Here is a 22748-nt window from a genome sequence, read left to right as displayed (position 1 = left end):
TGTAAATCCCGGATGAGTGTATTGACGTTTTCACATTCTATTGACAGATTGTAGGGCACGAGGGGCATTTCAGGGAGGATCTGCGCTGCAACTCACACGCTCACCTGAAAGGAATCTCCATCCCCTGTAACGCCTTCGGGCACCACCGACCAGACCGGTTAAAAAACAAATAAAGGCTGGCGGAATAACAACAACACAACACACATAACCTGGAGCACAATAATGAGTATTTCCTTGAAGAAGTCAGGGATGCTGAAGCTTGGTCTCAGCCTGGTGGCGATGACCGTCGCAGCGGGCGTGCAGGCCAAAACCCTGGTTTATTGTTCTGAAGGCTCGCCGGAAGGCTTTAACCCACAGCTCTTTACCTCGGGAACCACCTATGACGCCAGCTCGGTGCCAATCTATAACCGTCTGGTGGAATTCAAAACCGGTACTACCGAAGTTATCCCTGGCCTCGCTGAAAAGTGGGAAGTCAGCGAAGATGGCAAAACCTACACCTTCCACCTGCGTAACGGTGTGAAGTGGCAGGACAGCAAAGATTTCAAACCGACGCGCGACTTCAACGCCGATGACGTGGTGTTCTCGTTCGACCGTCAGAAAAACGACCAGAACCCGTACCACAAAGTCTCTGGCGGCAGCTATGAATACTTCGAAGGCATGGGCCTGCCGGAGCTGATTAGCGAAGTGAAAAAAGTCGACGATCACACGGTTCAGTTCATCCTGACTCGCCCGGAAGCACCGTTCCTTGCCGACCTGGCGATGGACTTCGCCTCTATTCTGTCAAAAGAATATGCTGACAACATGCTGAAAGCCGGTACGCCGGATAAAGTTGACCTGAACCCAATCGGTACCGGGCCATTCCAGCTGCAGCAGTACCAGAAAGACTCCCGTATTCTCTACAAAGCCTTCCCGGGCTACTGGGGCACCAAGCCGCAGATCGACCGTCTGGTCTTCTCTATCACGCCTGACGCTTCCGTGCGTTATGCCAAGCTGCAGAAGAACGAATGCCAGGTGATGCCTTACCCGAACCCGGCAGACATCGCGCGCATGAAGCAGGATAAAAATATTACCCTGCACGAGCAGGCGGGCCTGAACGTGGGCTACCTCTCTTACAACGTGCAGAAAAAACCACTCGATGAAGTGAAAGTTCGCCAGGCGCTGACCTATGCGGTGAACAAAGAAGCGATCATCAAAGCCGTTTATCAGGGCGCTGGCGTGGCCGCGAAAAACCTGATCCCGCCAACCATGTGGGGCTACAACGACGATGTGAAAGACTACAGCTACGATCCTGAAAAAGCCAAAGCGCTGCTGAAAGAAGCGGGCCATGCGGACGGTTTCACTATCGATCTGTGGGCGATGCCGGTTCAGCGTCCATATAACCCGAACGCTCGCCGTATGGCAGAGATGATTCAGGCTGACTGGGCGAAAGTGGGCGTGAAAGCCAACATCGTTACCTATGAGTGGGGCGAGTACCTGAAACGTGCGAAAGATGGCGAGCACCAAACGGTCATGATGGGCTGGACTGGCGATAACGGGGATCCGGATAACTTCTTCGCCACCCTGTTCAGCTGTGCCGCCTCAGAGCAAGGCTCCAACTACTCGAAATGGTGCTACAAGCCGTTTGAAGACCTGATTCAGCCGGCGCGCGCCACCGACGATCACAACAAGCGTATTGAACTGTACAAACAGGCTCAGGTAGTGATGCATGACCAGGCTCCGGCGCTGATCATCGCTCACTCCACTGTATACGAGCCGGTGCGTAAAGAAGTCAAAGGCTATGTGGTCGATCCGTTGGGCAAACACCACTTCGACAACGTCTCCATCGAATAATTAAAAAGCTGGATTGCTGCGCTTGTCCTCACCTGCACCTGTAGGCCGGATAAGCGCAGCGCCATCCGGCGTAATACTTTGCCCGTGGCAGTATACGTGCGGGCCAGGATTTGTGAGCAATACAGACACCCAGTTCCAGGCTGAGTGTTACTAGAGAGAATCCGGGTTATGTTGCAGTTTATTCTCCGACGTTTGGGACTCGTCATCCCCACGTTTATCGGTATTACCCTTCTCACGTTTGCGTTTGTCCATATGATCCCCGGCGACCCGGTGATGATTATGGCGGGCGAGCGTGGTATCTCCCCTGAACGCCATGCTGAACTGCTGGCCGCGCTCGGCCTTGATAAGCCGATGTGGCAGCAGTACCTCCACTATATCTGGGGCGTGTTGCATGGTGATTTAGGGATCTCCCTGAAAAGCCGTCTCCCGGTGTGGGACGAGTTCGTGCCGCGTTTTAAAGCGACGCTGGAACTTGGTATCTGCGCCATGATGTTCGCCGTTGCCGTGGGTATCCCGGTGGGCGTGCTGGCTGCGGTGAAACGCGGCTCTATCTTCGATCACACTGCGGTTGGTCTGGCGCTGACCGGTTACTCCATGCCTATCTTCTGGTGGGGCATGATGCTGATCATGCTGGTCTCGGTGCAGTGGAACCTGACGCCGGTTTCCGGGCGCGTGAGCGACATGGTGTTCCTTGATGACTCGAATCCGCTAACCGGTTTTATGCTGATTGATACCGCCATCTGGGGTGAAGAGGGCAACTTCATCGATGCGGTGGCGCATATGATTTTGCCTGCCATCGTGCTCGGTACCATCCCGCTGGCGGTGATTGTGCGTATGACACGTTCTTCCATGCTGGAAGTATTAGGTGAAGATTACATCCGTACCGCGCGCGCCAAAGGGCTCACCCGCATGCGGGTCATCGTGGTGCACGCGCTGCGTAACGCCATGCTGCCGGTGGTGACGGTTATCGGCTTGCAGGTCGGTACGCTGCTGGCAGGCGCGATCCTGACGGAAACCATCTTCTCCTGGCCGGGGCTGGGCCGCTGGTTAATCGACGCCTTACAGCGCCGCGACTACCCGGTGGTACAGGGCGGCGTGCTGCTGGTAGCGACGATGATTATCCTCGTCAACCTGCTGGTTGATCTCCTCTATGGCGTGGTGAACCCGCGTATTCGGCATAAGAAGTAAGGGGCCATCATGTCACAAGTCACTGAAAATAAAACGGTGTCCGCACCGGTGCCGATGACGCCGCTGCAGGAATTCTGGCACTACTTTAAACGTAACAAGGGCGCAGTGGTTGGCCTGGCTTACGTGGTTATCGTGCTGTTTATTGCGATTTTCGCTAACTGGATTGCGCCTTATAACCCAGCCGAACAGTTTCGCGACTCGCTGCTCTCCCCGCCGGTCTGGCAGGAGGGCGGAAGCTGGGCGCATTTGCTGGGCACGGATGACGTAGGCCGTGATGTGATGTCTCGCCTGATGTATGGCGCGCGCCTCTCACTGCTGGTCGGTTGTCTGGTGGTGGTGTTGTCGCTGGTGCTGGGGGTTATCCTCGGGCTGGTGGCGGGCTACTTCGGCGGCCTGGTCGATAACGTCATTATGCGTGTGGTCGATATCATGCTGGCGCTGCCGAGCCTGCTGCTGGCGCTGGTGCTGGTGGCGATTTTCGGCCCGTCGATTGGTAACGCCGCGCTGGCGCTAACCTTCGTTGCGCTGCCGCACTACGTGCGTCTGACGCGTGCCGCCGTGCTGGTGGAAGTCAACCGCGATTACGTCACTGCGTCTCGCGTGGCGGGGGCGGGAGCGATGCGCCAGATGTTCGTCAATATCTTCCCGAACTGCCTTGCGCCGCTGATTGTTCAGGCGTCGCTCGGCTTCTCTAACGCCATTCTCGATATGGCCGCCCTTGGCTTCCTTGGCATGGGTGCGCAGCCGCCAACACCGGAGTGGGGCACCATGCTCTCCGACGTGTTGCAGTTCGCGCAAAGCGCCTGGTGGGTCGTGACCTTCCCCGGTCTGGCGATCCTGCTGACGGTGCTGGCATTTAACCTGATGGGTGACGGTCTGCGTGACGCGCTCGATCCCAAACTGAAGCAGTAAGAGGTTCGAGATGGCGTTATTAAATGTAGATAAATTATCGGTGCACTTCGGTGAAGTGGGTGCTGAATTCCGCGCCGTAGACCGCATCAGTTATAGCGTGGATCAAGGCGAAGTTGTCGGGATTGTTGGCGAATCTGGTTCCGGTAAATCGGTCAGCTCGCTGGCGATTATGGGGCTGATTGACTATCCGGGCCGCGTGATGGCGGAGAGCCTGGAATTTAACGGCCAGGATCTCAAGCGTATCTCGGAGAAAGAGCGTCGCAACCTGGTGGGCGCCGAAGTGGCGATGATCTTCCAGGACCCGATGACCAGCCTCAACCCGTGCTACACCGTCGGTTTCCAGATAATGGAAGCGATTAAGGTACATCAAGGCGGTAATAAGAAAACGCGTCGTCAGCGGGCGATTGACCTGCTGAATCAGGTCGGCATTCCTGACCCGGCCTCGCGTTTAGACGTTTATCCGCATCAGCTTTCCGGTGGGATGAGCCAGCGCGTGATGATCGCCATGGCGATAGCCTGTCGGCCAAAACTGCTGATTGCCGATGAACCGACAACGGCACTCGATGTGACCATTCAGGCGCAGATCATCGAACTGCTGCTGGAGCTACAGCAGAAAGAGAACATGGCGCTGATCCTGATCACTCACGATCTGGCGCTGGTGGCGGAAGCCGCGCATAAAATTATCGTCATGTATGCCGGCCAGGTGGTCGAAACAGGCGCTGCGCACGATATTTTCCGCGCGCCGCGCCATCCCTACACCCAGGCGCTGCTGCGCGCGCTGCCGGAGTTTGCCCAGGACAAAGCGCGTCTGGCCTCGCTGCCAGGCGTGGTTCCGGGCAAATACGACCGCCCGAACGGCTGCCTGCTTAACCCGCGCTGCCCGTATGCGACGGATAAATGCCGCAGCGAGGAGCCGGACCTGAACCTGCTGGACGGCGCGCGTCAGTCTAAATGTCACTACCCACTCGATGACGCCGGGAGGCCTACACGATGAGTACGCAAGAGGCCGCACTGCAACAACCGCTGTTGCAGGCAACCGATCTGAAAAAATACTACCCGGTGAAGAAAGGGCTGTTTGCCCCTGAGCGTCTGGTGAAAGCGCTGGACGGCGTGTCGTTTACCCTCGAACGCGGTAAAACGCTGGCGGTGGTGGGGGAATCCGGCTGCGGGAAATCGACGCTCGGCCGTCTGCTGACGATGATTGAAACCCCCACTGGCGGGGCGCTTTCTTATCAGGGGCAGGACCTGCTGAAACACGATCCGCACGCGCAAAAGCTGCGTCGACAGAAAATTCAGATAGTCTTCCAGAACCCATACGGTTCACTGAACCCGCGCAAAAAAGTGGGGCAGATTCTGGAAGAACCGCTGCTGATTAACACCTCACTCAGCAAAGCCGAACGCCGTGAAAAAGCGCTGGCGATGATGGCGAAAGTGGGCCTGAAAACGGAACACTACGACCGCTATCCGCATATGTTCTCCGGCGGCCAGCGTCAGCGTATCGCCATCGCGCGTGGGTTGATGCTCGACCCGGACGTGGTGATTGCCGACGAACCGGTTTCCGCGCTGGACGTTTCGGTGCGGGCGCAGGTGCTCAACCTGATGATGGATTTGCAGCAGGAGCTGGGGTTGTCTTATGTCTTCATCTCTCACGACCTGTCGGTAGTGGAACACATCGCCGATGAAGTGATGGTGATGTACCTGGGCCGCTGTGTGGAGAAAGGTACCAAGGATCAAATCTTCAATAACCCGCGTCACCCGTACACTCAGGCACTGCTTTCTGCGACACCACGTCTGAATCCGGACGATCGTCGCGAGCGGATTAAGCTCACCGGCGAACTGCCAAGCCCGCTGAATCCACCGCCGGGCTGTGCCTTCAACGCCCGCTGCCGTCGTCGCTTTGGCCCCTGCACCCAACTCGCGCCGCAGCTGAAAGAGTATAACGGTCAACTGGTTGCGTGCTTCGCCGTAGACCAGGATGAAAACCCTGAAAAGGCGTTATAAGGTCTGGAAGGCAGTGCGCAAATTGCGTGATTGCCAGGTGAAGGGAATAAACAGATAAGCGTAGTATCGACGCCAGGCCGGGTTCGCCCGGTCAGGCGCAATGTTGCGGGGGCTTGATCCCCGGCGGCATTGGTTGCTGGAAAGAGAAAACCCCCGCACGTTGAGAGGTTTAACCTGACAACATAACGGGGGCTAATCTTGCATCTAGACAATTCAAGAATAGCCGCGAACCGTTGTCATTTCAAGCAAGGCGGCTATATGACGTTCGCACAACTCTGTGTAATCTTCTGGCACGATCTGGCAGCGCCGATTCTGGTGGGGATTATCACCACCGCAATCGTGAGCTGGTGGCGTAACCGGAGATAACATGCAGGCGGGCGTCAGGCTGTCGAGATGGCAACGCGCGCCCGAATCGGGCCGCAGGGGTAACATCCTGCGGCCTTTTTTGCTTACTGCGGATACGGTACCCAGTCGCCGCCGTTCAGGCGAACGTACGGTTTACCCTGGTACTGCATCACAACGGCGTTGGAGTTCTCAGAGACCGGGGCCGTTTGCGGCAAGCTGTTGGTGTAGGCCTGCCAGTCCACGCTATCCTCATTAAACATCTTACCGTCAACGGCGCGGGCAACCAGTTCGGAGACCGCAAGGTAGCTGCTCGGCTGATCGATGACGATCGGCGCACCCTGATGCGGCGCTTTCATGCCGAAGAATTTCACCGCAGCGGGAACATGCGTAATGGACGGGCTTGGAATATCGCGCAGGCCAGACACCTGCATTTTATCGCCCTGTAGCGCCGCGCCGTGTTCCGGCACCACGACTACCATCACTTTACGCCCCGATTTTTCCAGTTCGGTAAAGAAGGTATCCAGCTCATCAAACAGCTTCTGCGCACGCGCTTTGTAGTCGGCGGTTTTGCTCTGGCCCTGATAGTGGTTACCGTCGTGCAGCGGCAGAATATTAAAGAAGGTTGCGGTGCGTTTTTCCGCCCCCTGGCCTTCCGATTCCTGCCAGCGTTTCAGAACGGCAAGATCGTCATACACCGGCGAGCCGTCGAAAGAGAACAGATTAACCGGCAGTTTGCTTTGATCCATCAGCGGGCTTTGCACACCCCCGTTATCACGTATTTCTTTCAGGAAGCCACCGAAGACGCCGTTGTGATCCAGCATCAGCTGCTGTGCGAAGCCCAGTTTGCTCAGGTTATCGAACAGGTAGCACTGATTACCGGCAGGCTGATACAGATTGGTATGCGACGGTTGACCGCAGCTGGCGCGCAGCAGGCGAATCGCCGCCGGGCCGCTGTAGGAGGTTGCTGAGTTGAAGTTGGTAAAGCGAATATCAAAGTGTGACCACAGCGGGTGCTGCATCAGGCCAGCCGCTTCAATATCGGCGTTAGACAGCGAGCAGATGTTAATCACCAGCAGTTCAAACGGCTGGGCATCGGCAGGCAACGCGTCCGGGAATTTGGTTGAGCGCTTTTCTTCAGATTGATAGAAACTGCTCAACCAGGCGTTGAGATTGGCGGAGGTTGGCGGCGCGGTTTGCGCTGGGATATCCCCGACAACCGGCGTATTGCCCGCCGTGGCGACCGTCGCGGCAGCCGTGCCGCCGGTGGTGGTGACAGTATTGGTCGGCTGGCCGCCAGGGAACAGGCTAAAGGAAGGGCCAACCAGCGTAATCAGGTTCAGCCAGACCATCGCGGCAACCACAAACACGGTCACGCGGATCCACTGGGTTAAGAACAGCCAGGCGACCAGCAGCACAAAGAAGGCGCCAACCATCTGCCAGTTGATAAAGCGGGTCACCAGATCCCAGATATAGTCCGCGCTGAAGCCGGCGACCTGCGAGCCCTGACTCATGATACTTTCCGGGCCAGGCAGCCAGGTATCATGCCAGAAGAGGGCAAAACCAATCGGGATGGCAATCCAGTTGCGCCATTTGTGCAGGCGGCGATTGGGCAGCGGAAACAGCAGAAACGCCATAAACACCAGGTTCTGCATGGCGTGGAAATTGAGGTAACCGGCCCACAGCAGGCCGAACTTTACCAGGAAATAGAAGTTCCAGCCGGACAAGCCGCGCCAGTATTGCCAGAGCGGCGATGAGGCCGTGGCGGTTTGGGTAGATTGGGTCATTTTTCTGTTTTCGCTCTGGAACTTGAACCCCGGCGGACGATGCCAGCAGGTTTGACATAACGCGGTTTAAAAAACATCAGCCGGAAGGCGTTTTCGATGCGGCGCTGATAGTGGCGCGTCAAATATCCCAGCGGGAAGAAAAGCAGCGCACACAAGACAACTAACTGAATAATATCGCTTATCGACATCATGATGACTGTTCTCCCGTGTCAGTGGATAAACGATGCGGTTCCGGATACCGACGCCAGTGACGGCCATCGTGCGTGGCGTTGATAATTTTGCCCGGCTGGGTGGTCACCGGCAGCGGCTTCGTCCAGCGCTCCGGTTTCACGTCCTGCATATTCACCAGTTCTGCCGCGATTTGTTTATCTTCAAACCAAATCACCCGGTTAGAGAAAATGTCCCCCGTCGGCAGCGGGAAAATATGGTTCAGGGCGATATCAAGATCGTTGACCCGGCAAAACGATAAAAAGATCATCAGGCGCTTGTCGGCAATAGTGGCGATATCGCCCATACGGTGCGGGCGGCACAGGGTCAGCGCTTGTTCAACGCGCAAGCCCGGCGCCGGACGCAGCGCGACCAGCACGCCTTTACCATCGGCAGGCAGCAGCGGATTGCTGACTATTTTTTGTACCGCATCGCAGAATACATCCCACTTCTGGTAACCCTTAAGCTTCAGGGGTTCGGTATTACTGAACAGCGTAGTCAAATCTTCCGGTACGCGGCGGCTGAATTGCTGATTTTGCACGCTTTCAATTAAGGTCAGGCAGCGCGAAAGCGCCGAACTGTGTGAGATCACCAGGTTTGCGCCGCAGCTTAGCAGCAGGCGCTCGTCGGTGGCGCGCAGGCTGGGTACGCTTTCGCGCACCACGATTTTCAACGCTGTACCGCGCTGGCGTCGCAGCGTGTGAATATAACGCGCGAGCTGTTCAATCTGGCTATTCTGGCCCATCACGAAAATAACTGTCGCCGCCTGTGCGCTGCGTGCGGCATTAAAGACGGCATCATTGGTGTCGAATACGGACCAGTGCTCCGAAAGCGGCGGGGCCCCTTCCAGAAAAGCAATATTGCTAAATACCGCTTTTTCATCAGTGCGTGGCTGAACATTTGCCAGCTCTTCCTGAACTAATTCCAGACCGTTATCGTTTTGCCTGATGAGAAGTTGCTGACGGGCGCTTACGCCTTTTTCATTTGCCCAAAAAGCAATGTCAAAAAGCATTCCATCGCCCTGGTAACGTAAACTTGCCAGACCGGCAAGCGAACCGTACTCACTTAACAAACGCGAGGTTTGGGCATCAGAATTGTTTCCGGGGCTGAGAATCAAGAGCGTGCAACGATGATATTTTACCCACTTGTTGGATTTACTGAGCCAATCGTGAAATTTTTCTGGAGGAATATTTTTCCATGCATTGTTGCTGCATAAAACTACAACCAGAAAATTTGTTGGGTCGAGAGAACAGAGTAAATCGCGGCGCATAAAGTATAGACTACTTTCATTTTCCTGCATGGAAAAAAGATCTATTTTTTGAGGCCCGCAGTCTTCGTCTAACTTTATGATTTTCTTTGGATCTGAACCCATACACACCACCGCGACCCGCGCCTCTTTTGGTTGCGCGGAAAGGGTTTGGTTGAGCAGGCTGACAGCGTCTTCATGGCGATCGGTATTAATCCACCACACACCACCGGTGGGCATGTGACTGACTTCGTCCCATAATGACTGAATACCAATAGAAAATATGGGGTTCATCGTGTCCTTCTTTTTGCTGATTAGCCTGCATATCAGTTTACTAGCGAAAGCAGCAGAATAAACCTAAGATTGAAATTAAATAACATCAGATTTAGCATGTAAACGAATTTCAGGAAAAGCTTACTTAGCACCGTAGCGTAGTTCCTGGTTTATTCCATAGGGATCGACAAAAATGCCTGATAATGAACCCATGACTTCGTCAGATTCGACGCTCGGTTATACATTTCAGAATGACTTCCTGGCATTGAGCCGAGCATTTTCTTTGCCGGATATAGACTACACCGATATTTCTCAGCGCGAACAACTCGCCGCAGCCTTTAAGCGTTGGCCTTTGCTGGCTGAGTTTGCAGAACAAAAAGTCGAACAAAAATAAGGAAGCCATAATGGCCATTCTGGGATTACAGGGCGTGCGTGGCGGAGTGGGCACCACTTCAGTTACGGCGGCGCTAGCCTGGTCATTGCAACTACTTGGCGAATCGGTGCTGGTGATTGATGCCTGCCCCGATAATTTGCTGCGCCTGTCATTTAATGACGACATTGCCCACCAGGGCGGCTGGGCGCGTGCGGTGCTTGACGGAGCCGACTGGCGCGATGCCGGGATGCGTTACACCACGCTGATTGACGTTTTACCGTTTGGCGCGCTGACGCCGGGCGAGCGTGAGAATGTCCTGTCGCTGGCGGATAAACTTGCGGAAATTACCACCATTGTTGACGCGCTCCAGCGTCAGGGAGAGTATCGCTGGATCCTCCTCGACCTGCCGCACGGTTATTATCCGTGGACGCAATCCCTGATGGCGGCCTGCCATCATACGCTGATGATTGTCCAGCCGGACACCAACTGCCATGTGCGCCTGCACCAGCAGGCGCTGCCGGTGAATGCCCATATCCTGATTAACGACCTGCGCGTCGGCAGTCAGCTCCAGGAAGATTTGTATCAGGTATGGCTGCAAACCCAACGCCGCCTGCTACCGATTGCCGTGCATCGCGATGAAGCGATGGCCGAGTGTATGGCGGCGAAGTAACCGCTGGGCGAATATCGTCACGACTCGCTGGCGGCGGAAGAGATTCTGACACTGGCGAGCTGGTGTCTGCTGCATTACGCCGGTGTCCGCGCTCCTGAGGAGTCCGCATCATGATAAGCCTGAGCGCCTGGCTGTTTGCGCCGGAAGCCTATACGCGCCTGCATACGCGCTATCAGGGCTATCGGGGCGCGGGCGCATCTCGTTTTAGCGCGTCGCTGGGCTGCTTTTGGGTGGCGCTGGTGTGGGCGTTTATTCCGCTTGAACAGGCGAACTGGCAGCGGCTGATCGCCCGCCAGGATGAGCTTTATCCCCATATTGACGCCCAGCGTCCGCGTCCGCTCGACCCGCTACGCTATCTGCTGCAAAGCGTGTGGCTGCTGGCGACGAAGCGGCCTGAACCGGCTAAACGTCCTGGCTGGCGCTCGCTGGCGGCGGTGCAGGGCGTGATGGGGCGCTATCATCAGTGGGTGGAGGCGATTCCGGCGAAGGTCAACGCGCGAACCGGGCATCTCGATAGCCACAAAGAGCTGGCGCACATCAACCCAAAAATCCGCCGTATCGTATTGGGCGTGGTGGTGACGCTGTCGCTCGCGCTGATTTGTATCACGCAGCCCTTTAACCCATTGTCTCAATTCATCTTCCTGATGCTGCTGTGGGGCGTGGCGCTGCTGGTCAGACGCATCCCCGGGCGCTTCTCGGCATTGATGCTGATTGTTTTGTCGCTCACCGTGTCCTGCCGCTATATCTGGTGGCGCTATACCTCGACGCTTAACTGGAACGATCCGGTCAGCCTGGTGTGCGGCCTCATTCTGCTGTTCGCTGAAACCTATGCGTGGATTGTGCTGGTGCTGGGTTATTTCCAGGTTGTCTGGCCGCTCAACCGCCAGCCCGTTCCGCTGCCAAAAGACATGAATCAGTGGCCGACGGTCGACATTTTTGTGCCAACCTACAACGAAGACCTCAATGTGGTGAAGAACACGGTCTACGCGTCGCTGGGTATCGACTGGCCGAAGGATAAAGTGTCAATCTGGATACTGGATGACGGCAACCGTCCTGAGTTTCGTCAGTTTGCGAAAGATGTTGGCGTCGAGTACGTCGCGCGTAGCACCCATGAGCATGCGAAAGCCGGGAACATCAACAATGCGTTGAAGCTGGCGAAAGGTGAATTCGTGTCGATTTTCGACTGCGACCACGTGCCTACCCGTTCGTTCCTGCAAATGACCATGGGCTGGTTCCTGAAGGATAAAAAGCTGGCGATGATGCAGACGCCGCACCACTTCTTCTCGCCCGATCCGTTTGAACGCAACCTGGGCCGCTTCCGTAAAACGCCGAACGAAGGCACGCTGTTCTACGGCCTGGTGCAGGACGGTAACGACATGTGGGATGCGACCTTCTTCTGCGGTTCCTGCGCCGTCATCCGCCGTAAACCGCTGGATGAAATTGGCGGCATTGCCGTCGAAACGGTGACGGAAGATGCGCACACCTCGCTGCGTTTGCACCGTCGCGGCTACACGTCTGCGTATATGCGCCTTCCGCAGGCGGCGGGGCTGGCGACGGAGAGTTTATCCGCGCACATCGGCCAGCGTATTCGCTGGGCGCGCGGGATGGTACAAATCTTCCGTCTTGATAACCCGCTGACCGGCAAAGGGTTGAAGTTCGCGCAGCGGCTCTGTTACGTCAACGCCATGTTCCACTTCTTGTCCGGTGTGCCGAGGCTTATCTTCCTGACCGCGCCGCTCGCTTTCCTGTTGCTGCACGCCTACATCATTTACGCTCCGGCGCTGATGATTGCGCTGTTTGTACTGCCGCACATGATCCACGCCAGCCTGACCAACTCGAAGATTCAGGGCAAATACCGCCACTCCTTCTGGAGCGAAATCTACGAAACGGTATTGGCGTGGTATATCGCGCCGCCAACGCTGGTGGCGTTGATTAACCCGCACAAAGGCAAATTCAACGTCACGGCGAAAGGCGGGCTGGTGAAAGAGGAGTATGTCGACTGGGTGATTTCCCGGCCTTACATCTATCTCGTTCTGATAAACCTGGTGGGCGTGGCGTTCGGTATCTGGCGCTATATGTACGGCCCGGAGGATGAAATTCTCACGGTCTGGGTCAGCCTGGTGTGGGTCTTCTACAACCTGATTATCCTCGGCGGCGCGGTGGCCGTGTCGGTTGAAAGCAAACAGGTTCGCCGCTCGCATCGCGTGGAGATCAAAATGCCTGGCGCGATTGCCCGCGAAGACGGGCATCTCTTCTCCTGCACGGTGCATGACTTCTCCGACGGCGGGGTGGGGATCAAAATTAACGGCGATGCGCAGGTGCTGGAAGAGCAGAAAGTGAATCTGCTGCTCAAGCGTGGCCAGCAGGAGTACGTCTTCCCGACGCAGGTGGTGCGCGTGTTTGGCAGTGAAGTCGGTCTGAAACTGCTGCCGATGACCACCCGTCAGCATATCGATTTTGTTCAATGTACCTTCGCGCGTGCCGATACCTGGGCGCTCTGGCAGGACAGCTATCCGGAAGATAAACCACTGGAAAGCCTGCTGGATATTCTCAAGCTCGGCTTCCGGGGCTATCGCCATCTGGCGGAATTTGCTCCACCGTTTGCAAAAGTAATTTTCCGTACGCTCACTTCGCTGGTGGCCTGGGTGGCTTCTTTTGTCCCGCGTCGCCCTGAGCGTGAAGCTGTGCAGCCGCACTCACAGCCGGTTATGGCTCAACAATAATGATGATTACACGATGAAAAGAAAACTCTCCTGGATTTGTGCAGTGGCGATGGGAATGGGCAGCCTGCTGCCTGCGACAACCTGGTCTGAACCGACGACCGCAACGCCGGTAATGCCGCCTGCTCAGGAGAGCGCGACGACGCCTGCTGCGCCGTCCGATGCCTCGCCGGTGGTGGTGGAAAGCGTGCCCTCGCGCGATGTCAAACTCACCTTCGCGCAAATTGCGCCGCCGCCGGGCAGCATGGTGCTGCGCGGTGCGAATCCTAATGGCTCCATTGAATTTGGTATGCGCAGCGACGAAGTGGTGTCGAAAGCGCTGCTGAATCTCACCTATACGCCATCGCCATCGCTACAGCCGGTGCTGTCGCAGCTGAAGGTGTACCTGAACGAAGAGCTGATGGATGTGCTGCCGGTCACCAAAGAGCAACTGGGGAAAAAGGTCAGCGCGCAGATCCCTATCGACCCGCTCTATATCACCGACTTTAACCGCGTGCGTCTGGAGTTTGTTGGCCACTATCGCGACGTCTGTGAAAACCCGGCTAACAGCACCGTCTGGCTGGATGTAGGCCGCAACAGCTCGCTGGACTTGACCTATCAGGCGCTGAACGTGCGTAACGATCTGTCGCACTTCCCGATACCGTTCTTCGATTCCCGCGACAACCGACCGCTCACGCTGCCGATCGTCTTCGCGGCGACGCCGGATCTGCCACAGCAGCAGGCGGCGGGCATTGTCGCCTCGTGGTTTGGTTCGCGGGCGGGCTGGCGTGGGCAGACCTTCCCGGTCAGCTACAACACGCTGCCGGATAAAAATGCCATTGTGTTTGCCACCAATGACAAGCGTCCTGATTTCCTGCGCGATCATCCGGCGGTAAAAGCCCCGACGATCGAAATGATCAACCACCCGAACGATCCTTACGTCAAGCTGCTGGTGATCATGGGCCGCGATGATAAAGATCTGTTGATGGCCGCGAAAGGCATTGCTCAGGGCAATATCTTGTTCCGTGGCGACAGCGTGGTGGTGGACGATGTGAAACCGCTCCTGGCACGTGTGCCATACGATGCGCCGAACTGGGTGCGTACCGACCGCGCGGTCACTTTTGGTGAGCTAAAAACTTACGAGCAACAGCTGCAATCCACCGGGCTGGAACCGGCGTCCATTAACGTGGCGCTGAACCTGCCGCCGGATCTCTACCTGCTGCGCAGCAACGGTATCGATATGGACCTCAAATATCGCTTTACCATGCCTGCGGTGAAAGACAGTTCGCGAATGGATATCAGCCTGAACGATCAGTTCCTGCAGTCGTTTAACCTCAACAGCACGCAGGAAGTGAGCAGCCTGCTGCTGCGTCTGCCGGTATTGCAGGGGCTGGTTGACGGTAAAAACGAAGTGACTATTCCGGCGCTGCGTCTGGGCGCAATGAACCAGCTGCGTTTCGACTTCCAGTATATGAACCCGATGCCGGGCGGCTCGATTGATAACTGTATTACCTTCCAGCCGGTGCAGAACCATGTGGTGATTGGCGACGACTCGACGATCGACTTCTCGAACTACTATCACTTCCTGGCGATGCCGGACCTGCGCGCGTTTGCCAACGCGGGCTTCCCGTTCAGCCGCATGGCGGATCTCTCTGATACCACCGTGGTGATGCCGAAAACGCCGACCGTTGAACAGGTGACCACGCTGCTGAATACCGTTGGCGAAATGGGCGCACAGACCGGCTTCCCGGCGATGAACGTGACCCTGGCCGATGAAGGCAGCGACATTCAGGGCAAAGATACCGACCTGCTGCTGATTGGCTCTATCCCGGAAAAACTGAAAAACGACAAGCAGATTGACCTGCTGGTTGAAGCCACGAAGAGCTGGGTGAAAACGCCGCTGCGTCATCATGAGCTGCCGAGCATCTATCTCGATGAAAACGAACGTAAACCGAACGTGCAGACGGACGTCACCTCATCCGGCCCGATGGCGGCAATCGTCGGCTTCCAGTCGCCGTATAACGACCAGCGCAGCGTGGTTGCGCTGCTGGCAGACAGCCCGCGCGGTTATGAACTGCTGAACGGCGCGCTGAACGACAGCGGTAAGCGCGCGGCGATGTTTGGTTCCGTTTCGGTGATTCGTGAATCGGGCGTGAGCAGCCTGCGCGTGGGCGATGTGTACTACGTCGGTCACCTGCCATGGTTCGAGCGCCTGTGGTTTGCCCTCTCTAACCATCCGATTCTGCTGGCGCTGTTTGCCGCTATCAGCATCGTATTGCTGGCGTGGGTGCTGTGGCGACTGCTGCGCATTATCAGCCGCCGTCGCCTGGACCCTGAAGACGAGTAAGCCGTGATGAAAAGCGTACGCTGGATAGTTTTGCTGTTAGCGCTGGGCACGATGGTACAGGCCCAGGCGGCCTGTAACTGGCCTGCCTGGGATCAGTTCAAAAAAGACTATGTCAGTGCCGAAGGGCGCGTTATCGACCCGAGCGATGCGCGCAAAATTACCACCTCCGAAGGGCAGAGCTATGCGCTGTTCTTCGCGCTGGCGGCCAACGATCGCGAAACGTTCGGCAAACTGTTCGACTGGACGCAGAACAACCTGGCGCAGGGTGACCTGAAAAGCACGCTGCCTGCCTGGCTGTGGGGCAAGAAAGACGACAACGCGTGGACGGTGCTGGATACCAACTCCGCATCCGATTCTGACGTCTGGATAGCCTGGTCGCTGCTGGAAGCGGGCCGTCTGTGGAAGAACGCCAATTACAGCGAAACCGGGAAAGCGCTGCTTTCGCGCATTGCCCGTGAAGAAGTGGTGAATGTGCCGGGGCTGGGCTCGATGCTGCTGCCGGGCAAAATTGGTTTTGCCGAAACCAATAGCTGGCGCTTCAACCCAAGCTACCTGCCGCCACAGCTGGCGAGCTATTTCACCCGCTTTGGTGCGCCGTGGACGACGCTGCGCGAAACCAACCAGCGCCTGCTGATGGAAACCGCCCCGAAAGGCTATTCGCCGGACTGGGTGAACTATGAGAAAGGCAAAGGCTGGCAGAAGCAGAGTAAAACGCCGCTGGTGGGCAGCTATGACGCCATCCGCGTCTATTTATGGGTGGGCATGATGCATAACAGCGACCCGCAAAAAGCCCGTCTGTTAACCCGATTTAAAGCGATGGCGGCGCAGACCGCTCGCGAAGGCGTTCCGCCGGAAAAAGTCGATACCCTCACCGGCAACGTGACCGGCAATGGCCCGGTGGGCTTTTCCGCCTCGCTGCTGCCGTTCCTGCAGGATCGTGATGCGCAAGCCGTTCAGCGCCAGCGCGTGGCCGACAACTTCCCTGGCGCAGACGCCTATTACAGCTATGTCCTGACCCTCTTTGGCCAGGGCTGGGACCAACACCGTTTTCGCTTCAGCGCCCGCGGTGAATTACTACCTGACTGGGGCCAGGAATGCGCAAGTTCACACTAAGTTTACTCACTCTCTCTTTAGGCATTACGCTGATTCCGGCGAGTTATGCCGCGCCCTCAGCACAGGAGCAACTGCTCAATCAGGTGCGGCTGGGGGAATCCAGCAAGCGCGAAGATATCGTGCAGCAGTCGCTCTATCGCCTGGAGCTGATCGACCCGAATAACCCGCAGGTGCTGGCCGCGCGATTGCGCTACATGCTGCGCCAGGGCGATACCGCCGGGGCGCAGAAACAGCTTGAGCGAATAAAAACCCTGGCACCCAACTCAGCGGAATACAACGCTTCGCGTACGGAGCTTTTGTTGAATTCGGCGGAAGGTCGTCAGGCGCTGCAACAGGCGCGTCTGCTGGCGACCACCGGCCATGCCGATGAAGCCATCGCGGCCTACGAGAAAGCATTTAACGGCCCGCCGCCGGACGGTGATTATGCGGTGGAGTACTGGGCGACGGCGCTGAAAATCCCGGCGCGCCACAATAATGCATTGGTGCGCTTGCAGGCACTGAACAAGCAGATGCCGGGCAACGTCACGCTGCAATCCACCCTGGCGCGCACGCTGCTGGCGGATAATCGTCGCGACGAGGCGTTTGCCGTGCTGGAACAGATGGCGAAATCGTCCAACGGGCGCAATGAAGCGGGCGATGTCTGGTTCAACGCCATTAAGGATCAGCCGCCGAGCCAGGCGAGCGTGCAATCGCTTCAGCGTTTTCTGCAAATTTTCACCACCGGTGAGAAGGCGGATGATGCTCGTGGCTTGCTGGCTGAACAACAGAAAACCCTGTCTGATCCTACCGTTCGCGCGAAGAGCGAAGCCGCTGCTGCGCTGGCGTCGGGCAATGCAGCGTCAGCCATTGCCGATTTGCAACGCGCTGTAGCAACAAACAATAAAGATGCCGACGCTATCGGTACGCTCGGCGAAGCCTATTCGCAGAAAGGCGACCGCGCGCGTGCGGTGGCGCAGTTGCAAAAAGCGATTGCTCTCGACCCGCAAAACACCAGCCGCAGCAAGTGGGATAGCCTGCTGAAAACCAACCGCTACTGGCTGCTGATTCAGCAGGGCGATGCCGCCCTGAAGGCCAATAACCCGGCGCAGGCGCAAACCTATTATCAGCAGGCGCAGCGGGTGGATAACACCGACAGCTATGCGATTCTTGGGCTGGGCGACGTCGCTGCCGCGCGTAAGGATTACCCGACGGCGGAAGGCTATTACAAACAAACTCTGCGCATGGACCGGGATAATAATCTCGCGGTACGCGGGCTGGCGAATGTCTATCGGGCGCAGTCTCCCGAGAAAGCGACCGCTTACATTCAATCGTTACCTGCGGCACAACGTCGCAGCATTGATGATATCGAGCGCGGTCTGACCAACGATCGCCTTGAACAGCAGGCCGAAATGCTTGAGAGCAAAGGCCACTGGGCTCAGGCCGCCGAGGTTCAGCGTCAGCGTCTGGCGCTCAACCCGGACAGTGTGTGGATAACCTATCGTCTGGCGAAAGACCTCGACAGCGCGGGCAAGCGCAGCGAAGCGGATTCGCTGATGCGCAATCTGGCGCAGAAGCAGGCAAAAGACCCGGATCAGGTATATGCCTACAGCCTGTATCTTTCCAGCACCGAACGTGATGCTGCCGCCATTTCTCATTTAGGTACGCTGCCGCGCAGTCAGTGGAACAGCAACATTCAGGAACTTTCGGACCGCCTGCAATTTGCGAAGACGATGCAGGAGGCGAACCGACTGCGTGACGCCGGTCAGGAGAAGCAGGCCATTGCGCTTCTGCGAAAACAACCCGCGTCTACGCGGATCACGCTGACCCTCGCCGACTGGGCGCAGCAGCGCGGCGATGCGCCTCAGGCTATCGCGCTCTACAACGAGGTGCTGAGCAAAGAGCCGCAGAATGACGATGCGCGACTGGGGCTGGCGGAGCTTTATTTAGCGCAGGGCGATAAGGCCGCCGCGCGTGCGCAACTGGCGCAGCTCTCCACCACGGGGGAAGCGCCGTCGATAGGTACGCAGCGGCGTATTGCGCTGGTGCAGTCTGGCCTCGGTGAAAACGAAAAAGCGCGGAATACCTTTAACACGCTGGTGCAGCAGGCGAAATCTCAGCCGCCGTCAATGGACAGCGCGCTGGTGCTGCGCGATGCCGCACGTTTTCAGGCGCAGGACGGCAACCCGCAGCAGGCGCTGGAAACCTATAAAGATACGATGGTCGCCACCGGGATTACGCCGACGCGACCGCAGGATAACGACACCTTCACCCGCCTGACGCGCAACGATGCCAGCGATGACTGGCTCAAGCGTGGTGTGCGCAGCGATGCCGCGGACCTGTATCGTCAGCAGGATCTCAACGTGACGCTGGAGCATGACTACTGGGGTTCCAGCGGTACGGGCGGGTATTCAGACCTGAAAGCACATACCACTATGCTTCAGGTGGATGCGCCGCTCTCAGACGGACGAATGTTCTTCCGCTCCGATTGGGTGGACATGAACGTCGGCAGCTTCTCGCGTAAAAGCGACGGCAGCTACGCGCCGGACTGGGGTACCTGCGGCATTAAAGATCACGCCTGTCGTGGCGGCGCAAGCGCAAGCGATAACGGCGTCAGCGTGGCGGTGGGCTGGAAAAATGACACCTGGAGCGGCGACATCGGTACCACGCCGATGGGCTTCAATGTGGTGGATGTGGTCGGTGGCCTGAGCTACAGCAGCAAAGCGGGCCCGATTGGTTACACCCTGGAAGGTCATCGTCGCCCGATCTCCAGCTCGCTGCTGGCCTTCGGCGGCCAGCAAGATAACAGCAAAGATGGTCACACCGGCAAGAAATGGGGCGGGGTACGCGCTGACGGCGGCGTGCTCAGCCTGAGCTATGACAAAGGCGAGGCCAACGGCGTATGGGCGTCGTTGGGTGCAGATCAGTTAACCGGTAAGAACGTTGACGATAACTGGCGCGTGCGCTGGATGACCGGCTACTACTACAAGGTGATTAATGAAAATAATCGCCGGGTGACGGTCGGCCTGAACAATATGATTTGGCATTATCAGAAGGATCTGAGCGGCTATACCCTGGGTCAGGGTGGATACTACAGCCCGCAAGAGTATGTGTCGTTTGCCGTGCCGGTGACCTGGCGTCAACGGACAGAAAACTGGTCGTGGGAGCTCGGCGGTTCGGTATCGTGGTCGCATTCACGCACCAAATCGCAGGCCAGCTATCCGCTGATGAATTTGATTCCGACCGACTGGCGGGAAAAAGCGCGTGATGACAGCAGCAGCGGCGGCAGCAGTCAGGGCTTCGGTTACACCGCGCGTGCGCTGGTAGAGCGTCGGGTGACGTCGAACTGGTTCGTTGGCGCGGCGGTGGATATTCAGGAAGCGAAGGATTACACCCCAAGCCATGCGTTGTTGTACGTGCGTTACTCGGCGGCAGGCTGGCAGGGCGATCTGGATATGCCGCCTCAGCCATTAGTCCCATACGCTGACTGGTGATTTTAATCGCTGAAATTAACCGACAACTGTCACGAATTCCATTCTCTTAGCGTATAATCGGCCCGCGAAACGTCATACTTTGTTACGTTATCGCGGGCTTTGTCCTGTTTTGTTGCGCATCTGATATCTGCACAGTAAGACGTTAGTGCTTTCTGTTGTGGATCGTCGTTTTGTCGGCCTGTTCCTTTTGGTCACCTTTTGACTTTGTCATCGACCTCGTTATCCTCATGACGGGCAGTGCGTTAAGTATTTAGTGGAGAATTCTTTTGCGCGTCAGCCGTTCACTTACGATCAAACAAATGGCAATGGTTGCAGGCGTAACCATGGTGTTCGTGTTTGTCTTTTGTTTCATTCTGCTTTTTCACTTTGTGCAGCAGAATCGCTATAACACGGCCACGCAACTTGAAAGCATCGCCCGTTCCGTTCGCCAGCCGCTTTCTGCGGCCATTCTCAAGGCCGATATTCCGGAAGCGGAAACCATTCTTGGCCGCATTCAGCCTTCCGGCATTGTGAGCCGGGCCGATGTGGTGTTGCCTAACCAGTTCCAGGCGCTGCGCATGAGTTTTATTCCGGAACGCCCGGTTCCGGTGATGATCACCCGTATTTTTGAGCTGCCGGTACAGATTTCGCTACCGCTCTATTCGCTGGAACGCCCGGCAAACCCACAGCCGCTGGCTTATCTGGTGCTTCAGTCCGATTCGTACCGCATGTACAAATTCGTGATGAGCGCCCTCGCTACGTTAGTGACTGCTTACTTACTTTTGGTGCTGATCCTCACCGTGGCGCTGACGTGGAGCATCAACCGCCTGATTGTGCGCCCGCTGCGCGCGATTGCCAATGAACTGAACGACCTCTCGCCGGAAGAGCGCGTGGGCCATCAGCTCACACTGCCGCGTCTGCATCACGACGATGAAATCGGCAAAATGGTGCGCAGCTACAACCGCCATCAGCAGCTTGCTTTGCGCCAGTATGATGAGCTTTGCAGCCGCGCAACGCGTTTCCCGGTTTCCGAATTACCAAATAAAGCCTTTTTACTGGCGTTGCTTGAACGAACCGTCAGCCAGCAGAAAACCACCGCGCTGTTGATGGTGGCGTGCGAGACCTTGCAGGACACAGCGGGCGTTCTGAAAGAAGAGCAGCGCGAAATGCTGTTGCTAACCCTGGTTGAGAAGCTGAAACAGGTGATCTCACCACGCATGGTGCTGGCGCAGGTCAGCGCCTATGACTTCGCCATTCTGGCTGAAGGCGTTACCGAACCGTGGCACGCCATCACATTAGGTCAGCAAGTACTCACTGTCATGAATGAGCGTTTGCCGTTGCAGGGTATTCAACTGCGCCCAACCGCAAGCGTTGGTATCGCCATGTTCGAAGGCGGGTTGAGCGCCGAGCAACTCTACCGTCGCGCCATTTCGGCGGCCTTTAGCGCGCGTCGCAAGGGCAAAAATCAGATTGAGTTTTTTAACCCGGAGCAGATGGAAAAAGCGCAAAAACGCCTGACGCAGGAGAGCGACATTCTCTCGGCGCTGGAACACCATCAGTTTGCCATCTGGCTACAGCCGCAAATCGATACCGAAACCGGCAAGGTGTGCAGCGCGGAAGTGTTGCTGCGCCAGCAGCAGGTGAACGGCGATTGGGAGTTGCCAAACGACCTGATCGACACCATCGAATCCTGCGGGCTGATGGTGACCGTCGGCCATTGGGTGCTGGAAGAGGCGTGTCGTCTGCTTTCCGCATGGCAGAAGCGCGGCATCATGCTGCCGCTGTCGGTCAATCTCTCTGCCCTGCAACTGATGCATTACAACATGGTGCCGGATATGCTGGCGCTGCTCGAACGCTACCGCATAGCACCCGGCACGCTGGTGCTGGAAGTGACAGAAAGCCGCAGTATCGACGATCCCAAAGCCGCTGTAGCGATTCTGCGCCCGTTGCGCAATGCCGGGGTGCGTATCGCTCTGGATGATTTTGGTATGGGCTATGCGGGGCTCCAGCAGCTTCAGCATATGAAGTCGCTGCCGGTGGATATCCTGAAAATCGACAAGCTGTTTGTGGATACCCTGCCGGAAGATGCCAGCATGGTCGCGGCGATTATTCAACTCGCACGCAGCCTGCATCTGCGGCTGGTGGCGGAAGGGGTGGAAACGCAGGAACAATATGAATGGCTGAAGGCGGCGAATGTCGATGTGTTACAGGGTTTCCTGTTTGCGCGCGCGGTGTCACCGGAAAACTTTGAGCAGGACTACCTGCCGGATTCGGCGGTGAAACCCGATTGAAAATGATTTCGCAGTTGTGC

The 22748-nt window shown here is 56.9% G+C and carries 15 protein-coding genes and 1 pseudogene; 13 read left to right on the top strand and 3 right to left on the bottom strand.

The annotated features are described in order from the left end of the window. Positions 1 to 222 precede the first annotated feature (222 nt). The 6 genes from dppA (at position 223) to ACWWFX_RS05260 (ending at position 6297) form a co-directional block, all read left to right on the top strand. Positions 223 to 1830: a dipeptide ABC transporter periplasmic-binding protein DppA gene (dppA, locus tag ACWWFX_RS05285; RefSeq protein WP_231825968.1), complete on the top strand. Its 1608-nt coding sequence runs from the start codon at positions 223 to 225 to the stop codon at positions 1828 to 1830. Positions 1831 to 1998: 168 nt separating this feature from the next. Further along, positions 1999 to 3018, top strand: a complete 1020-nt coding sequence (dppB, locus tag ACWWFX_RS05280; protein ID WP_149463623.1) for a dipeptide ABC transporter permease DppB — start codon at positions 1999 to 2001, stop codon at positions 3016 to 3018. Between the two features lie 9 nt (positions 3019 to 3027). Then, a complete protein-coding gene (gene dppC / locus ACWWFX_RS05275; RefSeq protein WP_276218963.1) occupies positions 3028 to 3930 on the top strand; it encodes a dipeptide ABC transporter permease DppC in 903 nt (300 codons plus the stop codon). A 10-nt stretch (positions 3931 to 3940) separates the two neighbouring features. Continuing rightward, the gene (gene dppD / locus ACWWFX_RS05270) at positions 3941 to 4924 is read left to right on the top strand and encodes a dipeptide ABC transporter ATP-binding protein (protein ID WP_276218961.1); all 984 of its coding nucleotides are present in this window, start codon (positions 3941 to 3943) and stop codon (positions 4922 to 4924) included. Next, entirely contained in the window at positions 4921 to 5931 is a 1011-nt protein-coding gene (gene dppF, locus ACWWFX_RS05265) for a dipeptide ABC transporter ATP-binding subunit DppF (protein ID WP_149463620.1), read from the top strand. The genes dppD and dppF overlap by 4 nt, the downstream gene beginning before the upstream one ends. Positions 5932 to 6189: 258 nt before the next feature. Continuing rightward, a complete protein-coding gene (locus ACWWFX_RS05260) occupies positions 6190 to 6297 on the top strand; it encodes a type I toxin-antitoxin system toxin Ldr family protein (RefSeq protein WP_041686144.1) in 108 nt (35 codons plus the stop codon). Positions 6298 to 6380: 83 nt separating this feature from the next. On the opposite strand, the gene bcsG is transcribed toward ACWWFX_RS05260, so the two are convergent. From bcsG to bcsE, 3 genes are read right to left on the bottom strand one after another with little or no spacing between them, the layout of a single operon-like run. Further along, complete coding sequence (gene bcsG / locus ACWWFX_RS05255) at positions 6381 to 8060, bottom strand: cellulose biosynthesis protein BcsG (RefSeq protein WP_276218956.1); 1680 nt, start codon at positions 8058 to 8060, stop codon at positions 6381 to 6383. Next, positions 8057 to 8251 (bottom strand): cellulose biosynthesis protein BcsF, encoded by a 195-nt coding sequence (bcsF, locus tag ACWWFX_RS05250; RefSeq protein WP_253897291.1) that lies wholly within the window; start codon positions 8249 to 8251, stop codon positions 8057 to 8059. The genes bcsG and bcsF overlap by 4 nt, the downstream gene beginning before the upstream one ends. Further along, a complete protein-coding gene (gene bcsE, locus ACWWFX_RS05245) occupies positions 8248 to 9807 on the bottom strand; it encodes a cellulose biosynthesis protein BcsE (protein WP_473223362.1) in 1560 nt (519 codons plus the stop codon). Before bcsE ends, bcsF begins: the two co-directional genes overlap by 4 nt. A 172-nt stretch (positions 9808 to 9979) precedes the next feature. On the opposite strand from bcsE, the gene bcsR reads away from it, so the two are divergent. From bcsR to hmsP, 7 genes and pseudogenes are all read left to right on the top strand, one after another. Then, positions 9980 to 10180 carry a cellulose biosynthesis protein BcsR gene (bcsR, locus tag ACWWFX_RS05240; protein WP_015962571.1) on the top strand — a complete coding sequence of 67 codons (201 nt, stop codon included), beginning with the start codon at positions 9980 to 9982 and terminating at the stop codon, positions 10178 to 10180. A gap of 10 nt (positions 10181 to 10190) precedes the next feature. After that, positions 10191 to 10943 (top strand): annotated as a pseudogene (bcsQ, locus tag ACWWFX_RS05235) (cellulose biosynthesis protein BcsQ). Further along, a complete protein-coding gene (gene bcsA / locus ACWWFX_RS05230; RefSeq protein WP_473223361.1) occupies positions 10940 to 13552 on the top strand; it encodes a UDP-forming cellulose synthase catalytic subunit in 2613 nt (870 codons plus the stop codon). Before bcsQ ends, bcsA begins: the two are co-directional and overlap by 4 nt. Positions 13553 to 13565: 13 nt before the next feature. Then, positions 13566 to 15875, top strand: coding sequence for a cellulose biosynthesis cyclic di-GMP-binding regulatory protein BcsB (gene bcsB / locus ACWWFX_RS05225; protein WP_473223360.1), 2310 nt, complete (start codon positions 13566 to 13568; stop codon positions 15873 to 15875). A gap of 6 nt (positions 15876 to 15881) precedes the next feature. After that, complete coding sequence (gene bcsZ, locus ACWWFX_RS05220; RefSeq protein ID WP_473223417.1) at positions 15882 to 16988, top strand: cellulose synthase complex periplasmic endoglucanase BcsZ; 1107 nt, start codon at positions 15882 to 15884, stop codon at positions 16986 to 16988. Further along, complete coding sequence (gene bcsC / locus ACWWFX_RS05215) at positions 16970 to 20458, top strand: cellulose synthase complex outer membrane protein BcsC (protein WP_473223359.1); 3489 nt, start codon at positions 16970 to 16972, stop codon at positions 20456 to 20458. The genes bcsZ and bcsC overlap by 19 nt, the downstream gene beginning before the upstream one ends. A 266-nt stretch (positions 20459 to 20724) precedes the next feature. After that, positions 20725 to 22728, top strand: a complete 2004-nt coding sequence (gene hmsP / locus ACWWFX_RS05210) for a biofilm formation regulator HmsP (RefSeq protein ID WP_473223358.1) — start codon at positions 20725 to 20727, stop codon at positions 22726 to 22728. The last annotated feature ends 20 nt before the right edge of the window (positions 22729 to 22748 follow it).

The organism is Pseudocitrobacter sp. 2023LY-00077 (assembly GCF_055796175.1).
The sequence above is the reverse complement of the archived record's forward strand: the minus strand, read 5'-3'. Positions and strand labels throughout refer to the sequence as shown.